Origin of the sequence: Klebsiella sp. B345 (genome assembly GCF_051131735.1) — a bacterium.
Taxonomy (GTDB): Bacteria; Pseudomonadota; Gammaproteobacteria; order Enterobacterales; family Enterobacteriaceae; genus Klebsiella.
The window spans coordinates 833,661-853,122 of record NZ_CP180443.1 but is presented as its reverse complement, the minus strand read 5'-3'; the positions used below and the strand labels follow the sequence as shown (position 1 = coordinate 853,122).

Sequence of the window (19,462 nt, the reverse complement as noted above, 5' to 3'; positions counted from 1 at the left end):
AATGAAATTCAGTGAACTGTGGTTACGCGAGTGGGTGAACCCGGCGATCGACAGCGAAGCGCTGGCGAACCAGATCACCATGGCTGGTCTGGAAGTTGACGGCGTTGAGCCGGTAGCGGGTGCGTTTAATGGCGTGGTAGTTGGTGAAGTGGTTGAGTGCGGCCAGCACCCGAATGCTGACAAACTGCGGGTGACCAAAGTCAACGTCGGTGGCGAACGGCTGCTGGACATCGTCTGCGGCGCGCCAAACTGCCGTCAGGGTCTGAAAGTTGCGGTGGCGACGATCGGTGCCGTACTGCCGGGCGACTTCAAAATTAAAGCGGCAAAACTGCGTGGCGAGCCGTCTGAAGGGATGCTGTGCTCGTTCTCCGAGCTCGGTGTTTCCGACGATCATAGCGGTATTATCGAACTGCCGGCAGATGCGCCGATTGGTACCGATATCCGTGAATACCTGAAGCTCGACGATAACACCATCGAAATCAGCGTCACGCCGAACCGCGCTGACTGCTTAGGTATCATCGGCGTGGCCCGTGATGTGGCCGTGCTGAATAAATTCCCGCTGAACGCGCCGGAGATCGCACCGGTCGCGGCGACCATTGCCGATACGCTGCCAATCAGTGTCGAAGCGCCGGACGCCTGCCCGCGTTATCTGGGCCGCGTGGTGAAAGGTATCAACGTTAAAGCGCCGACGCCGCTGTGGATGAAAGAGAAGCTGCGTCGCTGCGGCATTCGTTCTATCGATGCGGTCGTTGACGTGACCAACTATGTGCTGCTCGAGCTGGGCCAGCCGATGCACGCGTTCGACTGCGACCGTATTGACGGCGGCATCGTCGTGCGTATGGCGAAAGAGGGCGAGAAGCTGGTACTGCTGGATGGCAGTGAAGCCAAACTCGATACCGACACTCTGGTGATTGCCGACCATCACAAAGCGCTGGCAATGGGCGGCATCTTTGGCGGCGAACACTCTGGCGTCAATGATGAAACCCAGAACGTGCTGCTGGAATGTGCTTTCTTCAGCCCGCTGTCAATCACCGGTCGCGCACGTCGTCATGGCCTGCACACTGACGCCTCTCATCGCTATGAGCGTGGTGTTGATTCCGCGCTGCAGTATAAAGCAATGGAACGCGCAACCCGTCTGCTGATCGACATCTGCGGCGGCGAAGCCGGCCCGGTCATCGACGTGACCAACGAAGCGGCCTTGCCGAAGGCAGCGACCATTACGCTGCGCCGCAGCAAGCTCGATCGTCTGATCGGCCATCATATTGATGATGCGCAGGTCAGCGACATCCTTACCCGTCTGGGCTGTGAAGTGACAGCAGGCAACGGCGAATGGCAGGCGGTGGCGCCGAGCTGGCGTTTCGATATGGAAATCGAAGAAGATCTGGTGGAAGAAGTCGCCCGGGTCTACGGTTATAACAATATTCCTGATGAGCCGGTGCAGGCGGGGCTGATTATGGGCACCCACCGCGAAGCCAATCTGTCGCTGAAACGTGTAAAAACGATGCTCAACGACAAAGGCTATCAGGAAGTGATTACCTACAGCTTCGTTGATCCGAAAGTACAGCAGCTGATTCACGCAGGTGAAGAAGCACTGATTCTGCCAAGCCCGATCTCCAGCGAAATGTCGGCTATGCGCCTGTCGCTGCTGACCGGCCTGCTGGGAACGGTGGTCTATAACCAGAACCGTCAGCAAAGCCGTGTGCGTATCTTTGAGAGCGGTTTACGCTTCGTACCTGATACTCAGGCGCCGCTGGGGATTCGCCAGGATGTGATGCTGGGCGGTGTTATCTGCGGTAACCGCAATGATGAGCACTGGAATCTGGCAAAAGAGACCGTCGATTTCTATGATTTAAAAGGCGATCTGGAATCCGTTCTGGACCTGACCGGTAAATTAGCCGACATCGAGTTCCGTGCAGAAACGCACAGCGCCCTGCATCCGGGCCAGTCAGCAGCGATTTATCTGAAAGGTGAACGTATTGGTTTCATTGGGGTTGTTCACCCGGAACTGGAACGTAAACTGGATTTGAACGGCCGTACTTTAGCCTTCGAACTGGAGTGGAACAAGCTCGCAGACCGCGTGGTGCCTCAGGCGCGCGAGGTTTCACGTTTCCCGGCGAACCGCCGCGATATCGCTGTTGTAGTAGCTGAAAACGTACCTGCAGCTGATGTTTTGACCGAGTGTAAGAAAGTTGGCGTAAATCAGGTAGTTGGCGTAAACTTATTTGACGTGTACCGTGGTAAAGGTGTGGCGGAAGGCAGTAAAAGCCTTGCGATTAGCCTAATCCTTCAGGATACCAGCCGTACACTCGAAGAAGAGGAGATTGCCGCTACCGTCGCCAAATGTGTAGAGGCATTAAAAGAGCGATTCCAGGCATCATTGAGGGATTGAACCTATGGCGCTTACAAAAGCTGAAATGTCAGAATATCTGTTTGATAAGCTTGGGCTTAGCAAGCGGGATGCCAAAGAACTGGTAGAGTTGTTTTTCGAAGAGGTTCGTCGTGCTTTGGAAAACGGAGAACAGGTTAAACTCTCCGGGTTCGGCAACTTCGATTTGCGGGATAAAAACCAACGCCCGGGTCGTAACCCGAAAACGGGGGAAGATATTCCCATTACAGCCCGGCGTGTGGTGACCTTCAGACCCGGTCAGAAACTGAAAAGCCGTGTCGAAAACGCTTCGCCCAGAGAAAAATAATCTGAACTAACTAAAAAGGCCGCTTTTGCGGCCTTTTTCTTTTGCATTGAAAGTTAAGGCGTTACGGCCGTTATCATCACTTCGACCAGAATGTCCGGGCGCGCCATCTCGGCCTGCACCGCCGCCCGTGCCGGGCTGTGACCTTCCGGCAACCATGCAACCCACTCCTCATTAAAACCGGCAAAATCTCGCGCCATATTCTTTAGCCACACCTGCGCGGAAAGCAGATGGCGATTGTCGCTCCCGGCCTCAGCCAGCAACACGTCAATTTTCGCTAACACTTCCCGGGTCTGTAGCCGGATATCCTGGTCGCTGCTTATCGGGGTTTGCCCGGATAAAAAAATCAGATCGCCATAGCCGACGCTGGCGGAAAGTCGGGGCTGCGGGTGGTTACGTTGGATGGTCATACGGCGTGTTCCCATGTCAGACCTGCCAGAGAAATAGCAGGGTTATCGTCGTTGAGCAGGGCGGCAAGGACCACCGCGCTGCCGGCAGCTAGGGTGAAGCCAAGGCTCCCCTGACCGAGGTTCATCCACAGATTCTGATAACCGGCACGGCCAAGCAGCGGCGGCCCGGCGGGTGTCGAAGGGCGCATACCGCACCAGGCTTCAGCATCCTCAATGCCCTGTAACTGTGGAAAGCTGCGGGTGACGATCTTTTTGAGCGCCTGGATCCGCTCCGGGCGCAGTTCATCGCCGTCATAGCCAATGTCGACCATCGCCGCAATGCGCAGCCGATCGCCTAAGCGGGCGTAGACCACTTTATGGCCGTAGTCGGTCACGCTGATGTCGGGGGCGATACCGGGTGTGGTCGGGAAGGGCAGGGTCAGACTGTAGCCTTTCAGCGCACACAGCGGCACGCGCACGCCGGTCGTTGCCAGTAGGGGGGCGCAGCCGTTACCCGCCGCGACAATGTACTCATCGCCGACAATAGTTCCCTGACTGGTGTCGACGGAGTGGATACGGCCGCCTTGCTTATTCAACTGTTGCACTTCGCAATGGCTGGTCAGCGTAAAACTGGGGCTGGCGGTCAGCTTGCGAAGCAGCGCCTGGCAAAATTTTTGGCAGTCGGCGGTTTCATCGCCAGGGGAATAAATACCGCCTTGCAGCGCGGAGTGAATGTATTTCAATGCCGGCTCAAGCTGAATACACTCATCGGCATTTAGTGCCTGCTGGTATTGCGGGTTGATACCTTTCGCGGCTTTATTGAAGTCATATGCGCGGCGATGAACAATTAATTTTCCGGAACGCCGCCAGTGAAAGTCGCTCAAATTATCTGCACTCAGCCACTCCTGCATCACCTGACGACTTAATAATGACAGGCGCAGAATATGGTCGCCGTTGACCTTATTGGTCTGGCTGTTACAGGCGCGGAGAAACTGCAGCAGCCAGCGCCATTGATCCGGCGCCATTTTCAAACGCATATTCAGCGGAGAGTCGCTTTTCCCCATCCACTTTATTCCCTGCAAGGGAACGCCACGGTCGGCCAGCGGCGCCACATAACGGTAGCTGAGCTGTCCGCCATTGGCGAAACTGGTCGCCATGCCGGGTTGCGCCTGACGCTCCAGTAATTGAACCTGGTGGCCGCTTTTAATTAACTCATAGGCCGTTGCCAGCCCAATCACTCCGCCGCCGATAATGACAATGCGCTTTTTCATATCCTGATATATCCGCCACTGATAAATACCTGCGCTTTATGTCAAAGCATTTACCGGTGTGGCGCAATTGACTTTTTATTTTCAGGGTATAACTCCAGGTTAATCTCCTGCAGCTGTTGGCGAAGTCGCTTACAGAGAAAATCGACCAGTTTCTGGCTAATGGGGCTGAGAGAAACGTCCGCCCGTCGCAGCAGGCACAGGGGGAGCACCATCGGCGGCTCGATAGGGTGAATCATCGCCGGGTCGAGATTATGCCGGGCGGAAAAAATATCGGTAATGCTGCATCCCATTCCGCGTTTCACGAACTCGGTGGCCATGTAATAGGTTTGCACGTTCAGGCGGGTGGTTAAAAAATCACGGCGGGTGGCGATGGCGGCGGAGAGTGAATGAGGGCCGGGCGAGATCCAGCGCTGCTGGTCAATCTCATCAATCGCCACCGCACCCTGACGGAAATCCCGGTCGATATAGACCAGAGGAACCTCGGCAATCACGGTGGATGTGATCTCCCCTTGCTGAACAGGCTGTAACGTCAGGGCCAGATCGATCTCGCGCAGGTCCAGTTTTTTGACCAGGGTCTCAGTATGTTCGGTACTGAGGGTCATCACCAGATTGCTGTTTTGCTGATAGAAATCGGTGACCAGTTCCGGGACCAGGCTCAGGCCGAGGCTCGGCAGACAGCCAAGGCTGATTTTCGCTCTCGGGTCACGGGCCAGGTTATCGGCGAGCAGACGCAGGTTATCCAGATCCTGATAGATATTCTGGGCTTTCTCGAACAGCGTCAGAGCTTCGCTGCTTGGCAGCAGCTTGCCGCGAACCCGCTGGAAGAGTTGAAAACCCAGCTTTTGTTCGGCGTTTTTGAGCGCCTTACTAGCGGCGGGTTGAGAGATATTAAGCGACTCCGCCGCGCGAGAAAGTGTGCCGCAGGTCATCACGGCGTGGAAGATTTCCAGGTGACGCAGTTTCATGACGAGTTAACTCAGGGTTATAGAGAACAGATAAAAAGTCATTTTCTAATAACAGTAAATTAACATAAATTTAATCCGCGTTCAGCGCACCGTTCACATATTGCGCTGGCTGCGCCGCCGTCAGGCGGATAATCCGATTCTCAGAACATGATCTGTAAACCCTACATACCCCTCAGGCGACAGAGCCAACAACGATAACGAGGGGGGATATTTTCTGAGCAGGTCCGAAACGCCGCCCTGAAATAACGGCCGGTTTGATTGGCAATAAGGAGTTATATGAGTGACTCAACGCTCTCTGGCAAACCGATATCCAGACAAAATATCACCAGAAAAAATATTTTTATTGGCCTGCTGTTAGGGGTGTTTTTATTGACTGCGCTCTGGTGTCACAACCAGCCCGTCGCGGAATTAGGCTTGCTGAGTTTTACGCCGCTGGTCGCATTAGCGGTGCTGTCGATTGTCGGCGTGGATATTGTGCTGGCGGTGATCTCTTCCATTATTATCGCGATGATCATGACCTCTACCAGCCTGCCTGAAATGGGCACGATGCTGGCGAAGTCCACCGGTTCTTTTATCGCCACCGTCGGCCTGATTATTATGCTCGGCGCCGGAGTCGGCGAAGTGGCCACCCGCACCGGTGCGGCGGTGGAACTGGTAAAATTTGTGGTGCATCGCATTGGTCTTTCCAGCCAGACCCGGGTTAAATTTGGCATCGTTATCTCGTCGATCCTGATCTGCGGGGCGTTGGGCACGATGGCCGGCGGCAACGCGATCATTGTGGCGGTGATTATTCCCGTTGCTGCCGCGGTCAGGCTGACGCCGCCGACGGTTGCTGCACTGATGATGACCGCCGGTTCCATCGGCCTTTTTACCGGGCCGTTTACCCCCAGTACCGTGACCATCCTCAAACTCGGGGGGCTGAGCTACCCGGATTACCTGCTATATGTCGGGCTGCCAATGAGTGCCGTCACCCTGCTGGCCGGCTGGGTGATGGCGGGGCGGATTCAGAAAATGACCGAAGGCAAACTGAGTTATGAAGTTGACCTGTCTGAAAAAGTCCAGGAACAAGAGAACCCCGCCGTATCTCGCCGCAAAAAGCTGAGCGCCCTGGCCTTTGCGGCAACGATTATCGTGATGGCGGTGATTGGGGTGGTGATTAAAGCCGGCTTTAGCTTCGCGATTATTGTAATGCTGCTGGTGGCGCTGATCACCGGGCTGGTCGGCGGGCTGCGACCTACGCAGATTTTGCAGGCGCTGTATCATGGCTGCGGTCGCCTGGTGTGGATGTTTATCCTCTACTGGCTGTATAACCCGATTCTTGAGCTGATGGACGGACTTCATGCTTACCAGGGCCTGCTGGATTATACCCAGCCGCTGCTGGAGGGGATCTCGCCGGCCTGGCTGTGCTTCTGTATCTTTGCGTTTAATATTATTGGCCACGTGCCCGGCGCGGCGGTGGCGCAGATGACCTTTACCCATAAAATCTTTGGCCCGATGCTGATGGCTGCCGGAGTGCCGCCGCAGGGAACCACTGCGGTGCTGCTGGCCTCATCGCAGGTTGACTGGTTTGGCCCGTTCCCGTCCTCGGATATGTTTGGTCAGATGGGGCTGGCGCAGTCGACGCATCTCAAATATATGCTTTATAACGGCTGGGCTATCGTTATCGCCAATATTATCCTCTTTGCACTGTTGTTCCAGGTGTTGGTGTAACCGCTCTTCAGACGTTGCGCGGCGCGCCTGAATCTCTGGCGCCGCGCTTCCCGAACCCTCCGCGATAAATGCTGTCGACGGAGGTTTTACTTTTCTCCCCCGGATCCCCACCGTAAAATCAACGGCATCTCTTTCTTGCGTCACGGAAATTATGCTGACTTTTGCTCAGATTCAACAGCGCCGCAGCCGGCGCTGGCTTATTGCTTTACTGCTGTTGCTCCTCGCCATGGTCGTCGTTAGCCTCTGCGCCGGAGAACAATGGATCGGCCCGCAAGAGTGGTTCAGCGCCAAAGGGCAACTGTTTATCTGGCAGATCCGCCTGCCACGTACCGTCGCGGTGTTGCTGGTGGGCGGTGCGCTGGCGCTTTCCGGGGCCATTATGCAGGCGCTTTTTGAAAACCCGCTGGCGGAGCCGGGGTTGCTTGGGGTCTCTAACGGCGCCGGGGTCGGGTTAATTGCCGCGGTATTGCTGGGGAAAGGCTATCTACCGGGCTGGGCGTTGGGGCTGTGCGCCATTGCCGGCGCGCTGCTGATCACCTTTATTCTGCTGCGTTTTGCCCGCCGCCATCTTTCAACCAGCCGCCTGCTGCTGGCGGGGGTGGCGCTGGGGATCATCTGTAGCGCGCTGATGACCTGGGCAGTCTACTTTTCGACCTCCTTCGACCTGCGTCAGCTGATGTACTGGATGATGGGCGGGTTTGGCGGCGTGGACTGGCAGCAGCTCTGGCTGATGCTGGCGCTGCTGCCGGTGCTGGTCTGGGGATGCCTGCAGTCGCAAGCGCTGAATCTTCTGGCGCTGGGTGAAGTCTCGGCCCGTCAGCTGGGTCTGCCGCTGTGGCTGTGGCGGCGGCTGCTGGTGGTCGCGACCGGCTGGCTGGTAGGGGTGAGCGTGGCGCTGGCGGGGGCCATTGGCTTCATTGGCCTGGTTATCCCTCATATTCTGCGACTCTGTGGATTAAGCGATCACCGCGTTCTGCTGCCTGCCTGCGTGCTCGGCGGCGCCAGCGCGCTGTTAGGCGCGGATATTATTGCCCGCCTGGCGCTGTCGGCGGCGGAACTGCCGATCGGGGTCGTTACCGCGACGCTGGGGGCGCCGGTCTTTATCTGGCTGTTACTGAAATCTGTCCATTCACATTAAGCAAAAATGCTTGAGTACGCTGGCGCAGCGCGGGCCGCCGCGCCAGCACAGGGGTTACCAGCCCTGGATGGCATCGCCTTTATAGACTTCCATCGCTTTATCCGCGACTTCTTTGGTCTGGAAGGCTGCGGTCAGCTCCTGAATCTTCTTGCTGTCTTTGTTGTCTTCGCGAGAGACGATAGCATTGACATACGGCGAGTCTGGCCCTTCCATAAACAGGCCGTCACGAGCGGCAGAAAGCCCCGCCTGCGCCGAGAAGTTGGTGTTGATAATCGACAACGCGACGTTCGGGTCGTCCAGCGTACGGGTCAGCTGCGGGGTGTCCACCTCAACAATTTTCAAATGTTTCGGGTTATCGATGATATCCAGCGAGGTTGGCAGATAGCCGACGCCGTCTTTGAGCTTAATTAAGCCCTGCGCCTGTAACAGCAGCAGGCTGCGGCCCAGCGTAGTGGTTTCATTGGAGATAGACACCGTCGCGCCATCCGGGAGCTCGTTGAGGTTTTTAATTTTGCGTGAGTAGGCGGCGATCGGGAAGACAAAGGTCTTGCCGACGACAGCAAACTTGTAGCCACGCTCTTTTGACTGTGCCTCGAGGTATGGCAGCGTCTGGAAGGCGTTAGCATCCACATCTTTATTATTTAACGCTTCGTTAGGCAGCACGTAATCATTGAAGGAGATCACCTCGACATCGAGGTTGTATTTTTCCTTCGCAACCTGCTCAACGACCTTCCAGATAGCTTCATCCGGACCGGTGTTGATCGCCACTTTCACCTTGTTGTTATCGTCAGGAGAGCAGGCCGATAACAACACCACCGATGCAGCGATTAACACCGAACTTAACAACTTTTTCATCTCAAAAACTCTCTCAAATTAGTCCATAAGAAAATGCTATTACATCCATTTAACACTGTACACTGAATTGCCTGCCGACCATATTGAGAGGAATTCATGTTGCCAGAGGGGCGGTGCGGTGTCACCGATAGCGGATTCAAAGTACAATAGCGCGCCGTGAATCCGCTACAGTAGATAGGGATCACCTTAAACAAAAACCGGTTTTATCGACTGAGGGAAGGCTATGCAACACGATATTCTGAATACGGAAGTCACCACTATCGATGGCGAAAAAACGACGCTGGCGGGCTACGCGGGTCAGGTACTGCTGATCGTGAACGTAGCATCAAAATGTGGTCTGACGCCGCAGTATGAGCAACTGGAAACCTTGCAAAAGGATCTCGAAAACGACGGGTTTACCGTGCTTGGTTTCCCGTGCAACCAGTTCCTGGGCCAGGAGCCGGGGAGCGAAGACGAGATTAAAACCTTCTGCAGCACCACCTACGGCGTGACTTTCCCGCTGTTCAGCAAAATTGATGTCAATGGCGAGCATCGTCATCCGCTGTATCAGAAACTGGTCGATGCAGCCCCCCAGGCCGTGGCGCCGGAAGGCAGCGGTTTCTACGAGCGGATGGCAAGCAAAGGTCGCGCACCGGTCAACAGCAACGACATTTTGTGGAATTTCGAAAAATTCCTGCTCGGTAAAGATGGTCAGGTTATCCAGCGTTTCTCGCCGGATATGACCCCGGACGATCCGCAGCTGGTTGCAGCCATTAAAGGGGCGCTCGCGAAATAATGCCGTTTTTGATGCAGCTTGCAGATGTCGAAGAGGCCGGGCGGCTGGCGCCATTTAGCGCGCAGATCCGCCCGGGAGAAATGGTGCATCTGGTGGGGCCAAACGGCGCCGGTAAAAGCACCTTACTGATGCGCATGGCGGGGCTGAGCAGCGGCCCCGGACAGGTTCTCTTCAATGAACGCCCGCTGACGCAGTGGCCGGCCCAGGAACTCTCCCGGCACCGGGCCTATCTGAGTCAGCACCAGGCGCCGCCCTTCGCCATGCCGGTCTGGCACTATCTGTCGCTGCATCTGCAAAACGGTGTACAAAACGAAGGGCTCGGCACGGTTGCCGCGCAGCTGGGCCTGAGCGACAAGCTTGGGCGCCAGGTCGGCCATCTGTCGGGCGGGGAGTGGCAACGCGTGCGCCTGGCCGCGGTGATCCTGCAGGTTCATCCGCGGGCTAATCCGGCGGGGCAGTTGCTGCTGCTGGATGAACCGATGAACAGCCTTGACGTCGCGCAACAGGCGGCACTCGATCGCGTACTGGCCGGGCTGTGTGAGGCGGGTGTAGCGGTGGTGATGAGCAGTCACGATCTAAACCATACCCTACGGCACGCGCAGCGGGCGTGGCTGATCTGTCGCGGGCAGGCGATCGCCTGTGGTGATACATGCGCGGTATTAACCGAAGAAAACTTAATCGCCGCTTACGACATTCCCTTTGAGCGTATTGCGGTTGCTGGTCATTTTATGCTCGTTGCATCACAGTAGCACGATGCTACCTTGCCAGTGCATTGATAAACCAGCTAAATTATCCTGACGAAATCATAGGGAACAGAGGAATCGTCTGAGATGCGTTTGTGGTTCATTTTATTGACGGCGCTATTTCTGGCTGGCTGTAGCCACCACCGGGCGCCGCCGCCGAATCCGCGGCTGGCAGATTCCATCACCGTTATCGCCAACCTCAACGAGCAGCTGCGCAACTGGCGTGGCGCGCCGTACCGCTACGGCGGTATGTCGCCGCGCGGCGTGGACTGTTCCGGCTTCGTGGTGATGACCTTCCGCGACAAGTTCTCGATGCAGCTGCCGCGTGAAACGCGTGAACAGGCGGAAGTCGGCACCAAAATTGATAAAAGCGACCTGCTGCCGGGGGATCTGGTGTTCTTCAAAACCGGTTCCGGTGACAGCGGGTTGCACGTGGGGATCTACGATACCGATAATCAGTTTATCCACGCCTCTACCAGCCAGGGCGTAACACGTTCTTCACTGGATAACGTCTACTGGAATAAGAAATTCTGGCAGGCACGCAGAATATAGCATCGTGTATGTCTCGTGGATGCAGTGAAAGGGGAAGCGTGAGCTTTCCCTTTTTTTATGTTGATAACCCTGCGGTTCACCCGTGTTAATACCTTGTTGAAGGCACTACACTGGAGGCAGGAGGAACCATGACCCTGTCTTTTACTACCCACTGGCGTGATGAACTGCCGGATTTCTATACTGCGCTCGCGCCCACACCGCTGCACAATGCCCGGCTTATCTGGCATAACCCGGCGCTGGCGCAAACCCTGGGCGTCCCTGATGCTCTGTTCCACCCGGCGCAGGGCGCTGGCGTGTGGGGCGGTGAAACGTTACTGCCCGGCATGTCGCCGCTGGCGCAGGTCTACAGCGGCCACCAGTTTGGCAGCTGGGCCGGGCAACTGGGCGATGGCCGGGGGATCCTGCTCGGCGAGCAGCAATTGCCCGATGGTCGTCGCGTCGACTGGCATCTGAAAGGTGCCGGGCTGACCCCTTATTCACGAATGGGAGACGGGCGGGCCGTACTGCGTTCAACGATTCGTGAAAGTCTGGCATCGGAAGCGATGCATGCGTTAGGGATCCCGACCACCCGCGCCTTAGCCATGGTCACCAGCGACACCCCGGTACAGCGCGAGACCCTCGAGAGCGGGGCGATGCTGATGCGTATTGCCGAGAGCCATGTGCGCTTCGGCCATTTTGAACACTTCTACTACCGCCGCGAGCCGGAGAAAGTCCAGCAGCTGGCGGATTATGTGATCCGCCATCACTGGCCAGAATTGATCGATGAAGCGGATAAATATGTTTTGTGGTTCCGTTACGTTGTCACGAGAACGGCGACGATGATCGCCAGCTGGCAGACGGTAGGCTTTGCCCACGGGGTGATGAATACCGATAACATGTCGATTCTTGGCCTGACCATGGACTATGGCCCTTACGGCTTCCTCGATGACTTCAAACCTGATTTTATCTGCAACCACTCTGATTATCAGGGGCGCTACAGCTTTGAGAATCAACCGGCTGTTGGCCTGTGGAACCTCCAGCGTCTGGCGCAGTCGCTGTCGCCGTTCATTGCGGTTGAGGCGCTGAATGCGGCGCTAGACGGCTATCAGCATGCTTTGCTGACGGTGTATGGCCGTCGTATGCGTGACAAACTGGGTCTGTTTAGCCAACAGAAAGGCGACAACGACCTGCTGGATGGCCTGTTCGCCCTGATGATCCATGAGGGCAGCGATTATACCCGTACCTTCCGAATGCTCAGCGTCAGCGAACAGCACAGCGCCGCTTCGCCGCTGCGTGACGAATTTATCGACCGGGCAGGCTTTGATAGCTGGTTCGAGCGCTATCGTGCGCGTTTGCGTGATGAGCAGATTGATGACGCCCGGCGTCAGCAGCACATGCAGAGTATTAACCCGGCGCTGGTGTTGCGAAACTGGTTGGCACAACGTGCTATTGAGCAGGCGGAACAGGGGGATATGGGGGAACTGGCGCGTCTGCATCAGGTATTAACCCAGCCGTTTAGCGACCGGCAGGACGATTATGTTAACCGTCCACCCGACTGGGGAAGGCATCTCGAGGTTAGTTGCTCAAGCTGATGCCGCGCTACATGCCTTCTCCGCCCGAGTGGCTGGAGAGGGCTTATTTGGTGAGGATCAGTTTTCCCGCATGGGTCTGGCGCAGCAAATAGTGCTGACCGCCGTGTTCAATCACCACCCGGCCTTCTGGCCCGAGCAGCGTGCGGCTGTTTATCTTACGGTCCGTCGGCACCGGGTAAGGGGCATTGTCTTTTGTTTTTTCTGCTGTGGCAGTGTTATCCATTCGCGTCATAGCACCAAAATAAAAATAAAAGCAACAATGATAATCATTATCAGTAATGTTAATTTTCACGGCAAGCGTTATTTGTGAAAACCCTATATTTTGGGGGCGTTAGCGAGGGAATTGCGCGCAACGAGGGGGAAACAGCCCTGCCACAGAGTGGCAGGGACTGGGCAATACAGTAACTACAGGCGGGTGGCGGTCGCGGCGGCCAGTTCGGCCAGCAGACGCTCGCTATCTTCCCAGCTCAGGCAAGGATCGGTGATCGACTGCCCGCGCGTCAGCGGCTGTCCGGCAACCACCTTCTGCGTGCCTTCCAGCAGGAAGCTTTCGGCCATAATGCCGGCAATTGAGGTGGAGCCTGCGCGGATCTGCTGGCAGATATCGGCGCATACCTCCAGCTGACGACGGTGCTGCTTCTGGCAGTTGCCGTGGCTGAAATCCACCACCAGCTGTTCCGGCAGGTCAAACTCGCGCAGCGCCTCGCAGGCAGCGGCAAGATCTTCTGCGTGATAATTCGGCCGTTTACCGCCGCGCATGATGATATGGCCATACGGGTTGCCGCTGGTCTGATAGATGGTCATCTGCCCCTGTTTATCTGGCGACAGGAACATATGGCTGGCGCGAGAGGCGCGAATGGCGTCAACGGCGATGCGGGTGTTGCCATCGGTGCCGTTTTTGAAGCCCACCGGGCAGGAGAGCGCCGAGGCCATTTCACGGTGGATCTGGCTTTCGGTCGTACGCGCGCCAATGGCGCCCCAGCTAATCAGATCGGCAATAAACTGCCCGGTCACCATATCGAGAAACTCGGTTGCGGTGGGCACGCCCAACTCGTTCACCTGCAGCAGCAGCTGGCGTGCCAGTTCGATACCATGGTTCACCCGGTAGCTGCCATTCAGGTCAGGATCTGAAATTAACCCTTTCCAGCCCACTACGGTTCGCGGTTTTTCAAAGTAGGTGCGCATCACGATTTCCAGCTGCGGCTGGTAACGCTCACGCATCTCCTGCAGGCGGCGGGCATAGTCCATCGCCGCCTCGGTATCGTGGATGGAGCAGGGGCCGATGATCACCAGCAGACGGCGATCTTCACCATTAAGGATCTTTTCTATCCGACGGCGGGAGGCGGCGACGTGCGCCGCAACATCGGCAGACACCGGGTGGCGCTGCGCCAGTTCCGCGGGCGTCACCAGGCTTTCAATGCGCGCGGTACGCAATTCGTCTGTTTTATTCATTGGGGTCTCAAAAAATCTGTTTCTTCCGCGGCGAAAATGCCGGGAAGTGATGCGCATCACGATAAACCAATCTCTGCTTATTGCAAGAGCAGGTCATGATCCTGTATAGGCCACGGGTGATAGCATAAACACATTTTATCCAATGCACTAGCTCATTAGTACATTCTTCGATTCAGCCCCATGATGTCCATGATTTTAGTGGCAATTTCTTCAACCGAATAATTGGTACTATTCAGGCAGGGTATTTTATTCTTGCGGTAGAGCGCTTCCACTTCGGTCACTTCCATCCGGCACTGGCGCATCGAAGCATAGCGGCTGTTTTCGCGACGCTCTTCGCGGATAGCGGCGAGGCGCTCCGGGTTGATGGTCAGCCCGAACAGCTTATGCTGTAACGGCTTAAGGGAGGCCGGCAGGATTAAATTATCCATATCGTCGGCGATAAACGGATAGTTTGCCGCCCGGATACCGTACTGCATGGCCAGATAGAGGCTGGTGGGGGTTTTACCGCAACGGGAAACCCCGAGCAGAATCACCTGGGCCTGATCGAGGTTACGTAACGAAATACCGTCATCGTGGGCGAGGGTGTAGTCGATGGCCGCGATACGAGCATCGTATTTATTGAGATTGCCCGGCGTCAGGCCGTGGGTGCGATGAGCGATGGGGGTCGGGTCGAGACGCAGCTCTTGCTGTAGCGGGGCCACCAGCGCCTGCACGATATCCTGACAAAATCCCTCACTTTGCACGATGATATCGCGAATTTCCGGGATCACGATGGAGTAGAATACCAGCGGACGGATACCGCTCTGCTGGTAGATGGTATCAATCTGCTCCTTGACGGCCCGCGCGCGACTGACGTTTTCGACAAACGGCAGGGTAAAGCTGCTGATGGCAACAGGAAATTGCGACATTACCGCATGCCCCAGCACTTCTGCCGTAATGGCAGTACCGTCAGAAATATAAAATACGTGGCGATCTACAGCACTTTCCATTTTTGACCATCCGGTATAAGAAGATTAATTACCTGAAAGTAGATATTAAATTTAAGCATATCCCCCTCGGCTTGTCTCACTTTAAAAATGAAACGGTATTTTTATTTTTAATGAAAAGGATGGTTCAGTTTTCTGTTTTTTCTGGATTCTGTATCAAATTGCAGCAGATTTCAGCAGAATCATTGGCTTAGGTATATTGCTGGAACTGTCCTAAAACAGGAAAAATAATTTGCTTGAACGATTCACCGTTTTTTTCAGCCGCATAAATATGTCAGGATAAATCCCGTAGTTGATCGTGAGTTTTTTATCACTGGTATTAAATCACAAAAGGATTGTCTCGATGTCCAACAATGGCTCGTCACCGCTGGTGCTTTGGTATAACCAACTCGGCATGAATGATGTAGACAGAGTTGGGGGCAAAAATGCCTCCCTTGGTGAAATGATTACGAATCTGTCCGGTATGGGTGTTTCCGTACCGAACGGTTTTGCCACCACCGCTGATGCTTTTAATCAGTTCCTGGACCAAAGCGGTGTTAACCAGCGCATCTATGAGCTGCTGGATGAAACCGACATTGACGACGTTTCCGCATTAGCGAAAGCGGGCGCCCGGATCCGTCAGTGGATCATTGATACGCCGTTCCAGAGCGAGCTGGAAGACGCCATTCGCGATGCTTATCGACAGCTGTCCGCTGACAATGCCGAGGCCTCCTTTGCCGTGCGCTCGTCCGCCACCGCGGAAGATATGCCGGACGCCTCCTTCGCCGGGCAGCAAGAGACATTCCTCAACGTGCAGGGCTTTGATGCCGTGCTCGTCGCCGTGAAGCACGTATTTGCTTCACTGTTTAACGATCGCGCGATCTCCTATCGCGTGCATCAGGGTTATGACCATCGCGGCGTGGCGTTGTCCGCCGGGGTTCAACGGATGGTGCGCTCCGACCTCGCCTCATCCGGCGTCATGTTCTCCATTGATACCGAGTCCGGTTTTGACCAGGTGGTGTTTATTACCTCCGCCTGGGGCCTCGGCGAAATGGTGGTGCAGGGGGCGGTGAATCCGGATGAGTTCTATGTTCACAAACCGACGCTGGCCGCTGGCCGTCCGGCGATCGTGCGCCGTACCATGGGGTCGAAAAAGATCCGCATGATCTACGCGCCGACCCAGGAGCATGGCAAGCAGGTGCGTATCGAAGACGTGCCGCAGGCACAGCGCGACATTTTCTCGTTAACCGATGAGGAAGTGCAGGCGCTGGCCGTCCAGGCGGTACAAATCGAGAAACACTACGGCCGTCCGATGGATATCGAATGGGCGAAAGACGGCCACACCGGTGAGCTGTTTATCGTGCAGGCGCGTCCGGAAACCGTCCGTTCCCGCGGTCAGGTGATGGAGCGCTATACCCTGCATGCGCAAGGTCAGGTAGTGGCTGAAGGCCGCGCCATTGGCCATCGCATCGGGGCGGGTCCGGTTAAGGTGATTCACGATATCAGTGAAATGAACCGTATCGAGCCGGGCGACGTGCTGGTGACCGACATGACCGACCCGGACTGGGAACCGATCATGAAGAAAGCCTCGGCGATCGTCACCAACCGCGGCGGCCGTACCTGTCACGCGGCGATTATCGCCCGTGAGCTGGGGATCCCGGCGGTGGTGGGATGCGGTGACGCGACGGATCGCATTCAGGAAAACCAGAACGTGACCGTCTCCTGCGCCGAAGGTGACACCGGCTACGTCTATGCCGAGCTGCTCGACTTCAGCATTAAGAGCTCCAGCGTTGGTGAAATGCCGGACCTGCCGCTGAAGATCATGATGAACGTCGGCAACCCGGATCGTGCATTTGACTTCGCCTGTCTGCCAAACGAAGGCGTGGGTCTGGCGCGTCTGGAATTTATTATCAACCGGATGATTGGCGTTCACCCGCGTGCGCTGCTGGAGTTTGATGACCAGGAGCCGACGCTACAGAACGAAATCCGCGAGCTGATGAAAGGCTACGACTCACCGAGAGAGTTCTACGTCGGTCGCCTGACCGAAGGGATCGCTACCCTCGGCGCGGCGTTCTATCCGAAGCGCGTGATCGTTCGTCTCTCTGACTTTAAATCTAACGAATACGCCAACCTGGTCGGCGGCGAGCGTTATGAGCCGGAAGAAGAGAACCCGATGCTTGGCTTCCGTGGCGCCGGTCGTTACGTCTCCGATAGCTTCCGCGATTGCTTCGCCTTGGAGTGTGATGCGGTTAAGCGCGTGCGTAACGATATGGGGCTGAGCAACGTCGAAATCATGGTGCCGTTCGTGCGTACCGTTGCCCAGGCGAAAGCGGTGGTTGAAGAGCTGGCGCGTCAGGGGCTTAAGCGCGGTGAGAACGGCCTGAAAATCATTATGATGTGCGAAATCCCATCGAATGCGTTACTGGCCGATCAGTTCCTTGAGTATTTTGACGGCTTCTCTATCGGTTCGAACGATATGACGCAGCTGGCGCTGGGCCTGGACCGCGATTCCGGCGTGGTTTCTGAGCTGTTTGATGAACGTAACGACGCGGTGAAAGCGCTGCTGTCGATGGCGATTCGCGCGGCGAAGAAACAGGGTAAATATGTCGGCATTTGCGGGCAGGGCCCGTCAGACCATGAAGATTTTGCCGCGTGGCTGATGGATGAAGGGATCGACAGTCTGTCCCTCAACCCGGACACCGTTGTGCAAACCTGGCTTGGCCTGGCTGAACTGAATAAATAAGTCCTGCGTTAAAACCACAAAATCCTTGTCAGTAATGACGGGGATTTTTTTATTTTCGCTTCCTGGTTCATATCTGCATATTTGCAGTCAGTCACATAAACAGAAAAAAACAAAATATCGTAATCACGCAGTGAATTTCGACAATTGTTGCCTTGCCGGACATTCTCAATACTGATAGCGCGTCATCGGATTCTGATACTAACGACTTAGTGAAAACGCTATCTTGCGTGGAAGGATAATAATGACTATCTCCTCTGTATTGACGATAAAAAATAAAATTGGTTACGGCCTTGGCGATATGGCCAGCGCGCTGGTGTGGCAAACCGCCACGTTGTTTCTGGCCTATTTTTATACCGACGTTTTTGGTCTGCCAGCGGCGATTATGGGCACGATGTTTTTAGTCGTGCGGGTGGTGGATGCCGTGGTCGATCCCTGTATTGGCGCGCTGGTAGATCGCACCCAGACCCGTCACGGACGCTTTCGTCCCTGGCTGCTGTGGTTTGCGATTCCCTTTGGTGTCAGTTGCATCATCACCTTTTATGTTCCTGACGTCGGCGAAACCGGAAAAATCATCTACGCCTGCCTGACCTACACCATTCTGAGCTTTATATATTCGGCAATTAACGTCCCGTACTGCGCGATGCCTGGCGCCCTGACTATGGATCCGCACGAACGGCATTCGTTGCAATCGTGGCGCTTTGCGTTGTCGTTTATCGGTGGCCTGATTGTTACCGTGATTGCGCTGCCGCTGGTGGCTCATCTGGGGGCCGGGAATGCGCAAAAAGGTTATTTTTATGCCATGAGCCTGATGGGGCTGCTTGGCATCGTGCTTTTCTTTAGCTGCTTTTTCCTCACTCGCGAACGCTATACCCCGCCGCGTGATACCTCCGGTTCATTATTAAAGGACCTCAAACTGCTGGCCGGCAATAGCCAGTGGCGGATCATCTTCATCTTTAATATTTTATTATTAACGGCTGTTGTTACGCGTGGTTCGGCAACCATGTATTACGTCAAGTACGTGATGCAGCGCCCGGATATGGTGTTTACGTTTATTGTCTCCGGAATGATTGCGGCTCTGCTCGGGGCATTATTATCTGAACGGTTGTTGGGTAAATTCGACCGGGTACGTGCCTATCAATGGACAATTATTACCTTCGTCTGTTTTGCTACGGCTATTTTCTTTATCCCGGCGAATCAGGTATGGCTGATATTTGGCGTTAACGTGGTCTTTAGCTTTATTCAAAACCTGACTACGCCACTGCAGTGGACGATGTTTTCGGACGTGGTGGATTACGAAGAGCACCGCAGCGGTCGTCGCCTCGATGGGCTGGTGTTCTCCACGGCATTGTTCGCCATTAAGTTCGGTCTCGCGCTGGGGGGCGCGGTAGTGGGGTGGGTCCTCGGTATTGTCGACTATATCCCAAACGCGGCAACCCAGTCGGCGACGGTGCTGAGCACCATTAATACCCTTTTCACCTTGATCCCTGCGGTCCTGTTTATCGCGATGGCGCTGCTACTGGTGTTCTACAAGCTCAATAGCGCCACGGCGGACAGCATTGCCCGCGATTTGATCCGTCGCCGCGAAACCAACCTCACGGATACCGCACAACCGGCGCTGAATACTGCCTTACAGGAGTAATTGT

17 protein-coding genes are annotated in these 19,462 nt (G+C 55.6%); 10 read left to right on the top strand and 7 right to left on the bottom strand.

Features of this window, described 5'->3' with window-relative positions; all coding sequences use genetic code 11:
* The first annotated feature begins 1 nt into the window (after position 1).
* On the top strand, positions 2–2,389 hold the full coding sequence (gene pheT, locus ACMYSO_RS04020) for a phenylalanine--tRNA ligase subunit beta (RefSeq protein WP_434669431.1): 2,388 nt from the start codon (positions 2–4) through the stop codon (positions 2,387–2,389).
* A gap of 4 nt (positions 2,390–2,393) precedes the next feature.
* Complete coding sequence (gene ihfA, locus ACMYSO_RS04015) at positions 2,394–2,693, top strand: integration host factor subunit alpha (RefSeq protein WP_004851790.1); 300 nt, start codon at positions 2,394–2,396, stop codon at positions 2,691–2,693.
* A gap of 53 nt (positions 2,694–2,746) precedes the next feature.
* Here the strand turns inward: ihfA and ACMYSO_RS04010 are convergent, their stop codons facing one another.
* From ACMYSO_RS04010 to ACMYSO_RS04000, 3 genes are read right to left on the bottom strand one after another with little or no spacing between them, the layout of a single operon-like run.
* The gene (locus ACMYSO_RS04010) at positions 2,747–3,100 is read right to left on the bottom strand and encodes a RidA family protein (protein ID WP_434669430.1); all 354 of its coding nucleotides are present in this window, start codon (positions 3,098–3,100) and stop codon (positions 2,747–2,749) included.
* Positions 3,097–4,350 carry a D-amino acid dehydrogenase gene (locus ACMYSO_RS04005; protein WP_434669429.1) on the bottom strand — a complete coding sequence of 418 codons (1,254 nt, stop codon included), beginning with the start codon at positions 4,348–4,350 and terminating at the stop codon, positions 3,097–3,099. Before ACMYSO_RS04005 ends, ACMYSO_RS04010 begins: the two co-directional genes overlap by 4 nt.
* 50 nt (positions 4,351–4,400) lie before the next feature.
* Entirely contained in the window at positions 4,401–5,315 is a 915-nt protein-coding gene (locus ACMYSO_RS04000) for a LysR family transcriptional regulator (protein ID WP_434669428.1), read from the bottom strand.
* A gap of 276 nt (positions 5,316–5,591) precedes the next feature.
* Between ACMYSO_RS04000 and ACMYSO_RS03995 the strand changes: the two genes are divergently transcribed.
* Both ACMYSO_RS03995 and btuC read left to right on the top strand, forming a co-directional pair.
* The gene (locus tag ACMYSO_RS03995; protein WP_434584356.1) at positions 5,592–7,025 is read left to right on the top strand and encodes a gluconate:proton symporter; all 1,434 of its coding nucleotides are present in this window, start codon (positions 5,592–5,594) and stop codon (positions 7,023–7,025) included.
* 151 nt (positions 7,026–7,176) lie between these two features.
* Positions 7,177–8,163, top strand: coding sequence for a vitamin B12 ABC transporter permease BtuC (gene btuC / locus ACMYSO_RS03990; protein ID WP_434669427.1), 987 nt, complete (start codon positions 7,177–7,179; stop codon positions 8,161–8,163).
* A gap of 54 nt (positions 8,164–8,217) precedes the next feature.
* On the opposite strand, the gene ACMYSO_RS03985 is transcribed toward btuC, so the two are convergent.
* Complete coding sequence (locus tag ACMYSO_RS03985) at positions 8,218–9,018, bottom strand: MetQ/NlpA family ABC transporter substrate-binding protein (RefSeq protein WP_434669426.1); 801 nt, start codon at positions 9,016–9,018, stop codon at positions 8,218–8,220.
* A gap of 223 nt (positions 9,019–9,241) precedes the next feature.
* On the opposite strand from ACMYSO_RS03985, the gene ACMYSO_RS03980 reads away from it, so the two are divergent.
* The 4 genes from ACMYSO_RS03980 (at position 9,242) to selO (ending at position 12,659) form a co-directional block, all read left to right on the top strand.
* Positions 9,242–9,793: a glutathione peroxidase gene (locus ACMYSO_RS03980; RefSeq protein ID WP_434669425.1), complete on the top strand. Its 552-nt coding sequence runs from the start codon at positions 9,242–9,244 to the stop codon at positions 9,791–9,793.
* On the top strand, positions 9,793–10,542 hold the full coding sequence (gene btuD, locus ACMYSO_RS03975) for a vitamin B12 ABC transporter ATP-binding protein BtuD (protein WP_434669424.1): 750 nt from the start codon (positions 9,793–9,795) through the stop codon (positions 10,540–10,542). The genes ACMYSO_RS03980 and btuD overlap by 1 nt, the downstream gene beginning before the upstream one ends.
* Positions 10,543–10,623: 81 nt before the next feature.
* The gene (locus ACMYSO_RS03970) at positions 10,624–11,088 is read left to right on the top strand and encodes a C40 family peptidase (protein ID WP_434584361.1); all 465 of its coding nucleotides are present in this window, start codon (positions 10,624–10,626) and stop codon (positions 11,086–11,088) included.
* A 128-nt stretch (positions 11,089–11,216) separates the two neighbouring features.
* On the top strand, positions 11,217–12,659 hold the full coding sequence (selO, locus tag ACMYSO_RS03965; RefSeq protein WP_434669423.1) for a protein adenylyltransferase SelO: 1,443 nt from the start codon (positions 11,217–11,219) through the stop codon (positions 12,657–12,659).
* Between the two features lie 43 nt (positions 12,660–12,702).
* Here selO and hemP read toward each other — a convergent pair whose 3' ends face one another.
* From hemP to ppsR, 3 genes are all read right to left on the bottom strand, one after another.
* The gene (gene hemP, locus ACMYSO_RS03960) at positions 12,703–12,882 is read right to left on the bottom strand and encodes a hemin uptake protein HemP (RefSeq protein ID WP_174509949.1); all 180 of its coding nucleotides are present in this window, start codon (positions 12,880–12,882) and stop codon (positions 12,703–12,705) included.
* 182 nt (positions 12,883–13,064) lie between these two features.
* Positions 13,065–14,111: a 3-deoxy-7-phosphoheptulonate synthase AroH gene (aroH, locus tag ACMYSO_RS03955; RefSeq protein ID WP_434584365.1), complete on the bottom strand. Its 1,047-nt coding sequence runs from the start codon at positions 14,109–14,111 to the stop codon at positions 13,065–13,067.
* Between the two features lie 155 nt (positions 14,112–14,266).
* Complete coding sequence (ppsR, locus tag ACMYSO_RS03950) at positions 14,267–15,100, bottom strand: posphoenolpyruvate synthetase regulatory kinase/phosphorylase PpsR (RefSeq protein WP_434584367.1); 834 nt, start codon at positions 15,098–15,100, stop codon at positions 14,267–14,269.
* A 340-nt stretch (positions 15,101–15,440) separates the two neighbouring features.
* Between ppsR and ppsA the strand changes: the two genes are divergently transcribed.
* Positions 15,441–17,819: a phosphoenolpyruvate synthase gene (gene ppsA, locus ACMYSO_RS03945; protein WP_434669422.1), complete on the top strand. Its 2,379-nt coding sequence runs from the start codon at positions 15,441–15,443 to the stop codon at positions 17,817–17,819.
* Between the two features lie 241 nt (positions 17,820–18,060).
* On the top strand, positions 18,061–19,458 hold the full coding sequence (locus ACMYSO_RS03940; protein WP_434669421.1) for an MFS transporter: 1,398 nt from the start codon (positions 18,061–18,063) through the stop codon (positions 19,456–19,458).
* The last annotated feature ends 4 nt before the right edge of the window (positions 19,459–19,462 follow it).

Coding starts and splice junctions, on each gene's coding strand:
- pheT (WP_434669431.1), top strand. CDS start 2: ATGAAATTCAGTGAACTGTGGTTACGCGAGTGGGTGAACCCGGCGATC.
- ihfA (WP_004851790.1), top strand. CDS start 2,394: ATGGCGCTTACAAAAGCTGAAATGTCAGAATATCTGTTTGATAAGCTT.
- ACMYSO_RS04010 (WP_434669430.1), bottom strand. CDS start 3,100: ATGACCATCCAACGTAACCACCCGCAGCCCCGACTTTCCGCCAGCGTC.
- ACMYSO_RS04005 (WP_434669429.1), bottom strand. CDS start 4,350: ATGAAAAAGCGCATTGTCATTATCGGCGGCGGAGTGATTGGGCTGGCA.
- ACMYSO_RS04000 (WP_434669428.1), bottom strand. CDS start 5,315: ATGAAACTGCGTCACCTGGAAATCTTCCACGCCGTGATGACCTGCGGC.
- ACMYSO_RS03995 (WP_434584356.1), top strand. CDS start 5,592: ATGAGTGACTCAACGCTCTCTGGCAAACCGATATCCAGACAAAATATC.
- btuC (WP_434669427.1), top strand. CDS start 7,177: ATGCTGACTTTTGCTCAGATTCAACAGCGCCGCAGCCGGCGCTGGCTT.
- ACMYSO_RS03985 (WP_434669426.1), bottom strand. CDS start 9,018: ATGAAAAAGTTGTTAAGTTCGGTGTTAATCGCTGCATCGGTGGTGTTG.
- ACMYSO_RS03980 (WP_434669425.1), top strand. CDS start 9,242: ATGCAACACGATATTCTGAATACGGAAGTCACCACTATCGATGGCGAA.
- btuD (WP_434669424.1), top strand. CDS start 9,793: ATGCCGTTTTTGATGCAGCTTGCAGATGTCGAAGAGGCCGGGCGGCTG.
- ACMYSO_RS03970 (WP_434584361.1), top strand. CDS start 10,624: ATGCGTTTGTGGTTCATTTTATTGACGGCGCTATTTCTGGCTGGCTGT.
- selO (WP_434669423.1), top strand. CDS start 11,217: ATGACCCTGTCTTTTACTACCCACTGGCGTGATGAACTGCCGGATTTC.
- hemP (WP_174509949.1), bottom strand. CDS start 12,882: ATGGATAACACTGCCACAGCAGAAAAAACAAAAGACAATGCCCCTTAC.
- aroH (WP_434584365.1), bottom strand. CDS start 14,111: ATGAATAAAACAGACGAATTGCGTACCGCGCGCATTGAAAGCCTGGTG.
- ppsR (WP_434584367.1), bottom strand. CDS start 15,100: ATGGAAAGTGCTGTAGATCGCCACGTATTTTATATTTCTGACGGTACT.
- ppsA (WP_434669422.1), top strand. CDS start 15,441: ATGTCCAACAATGGCTCGTCACCGCTGGTGCTTTGGTATAACCAACTC.
- ACMYSO_RS03940 (WP_434669421.1), top strand. CDS start 18,061: ATGACTATCTCCTCTGTATTGACGATAAAAAATAAAATTGGTTACGGC.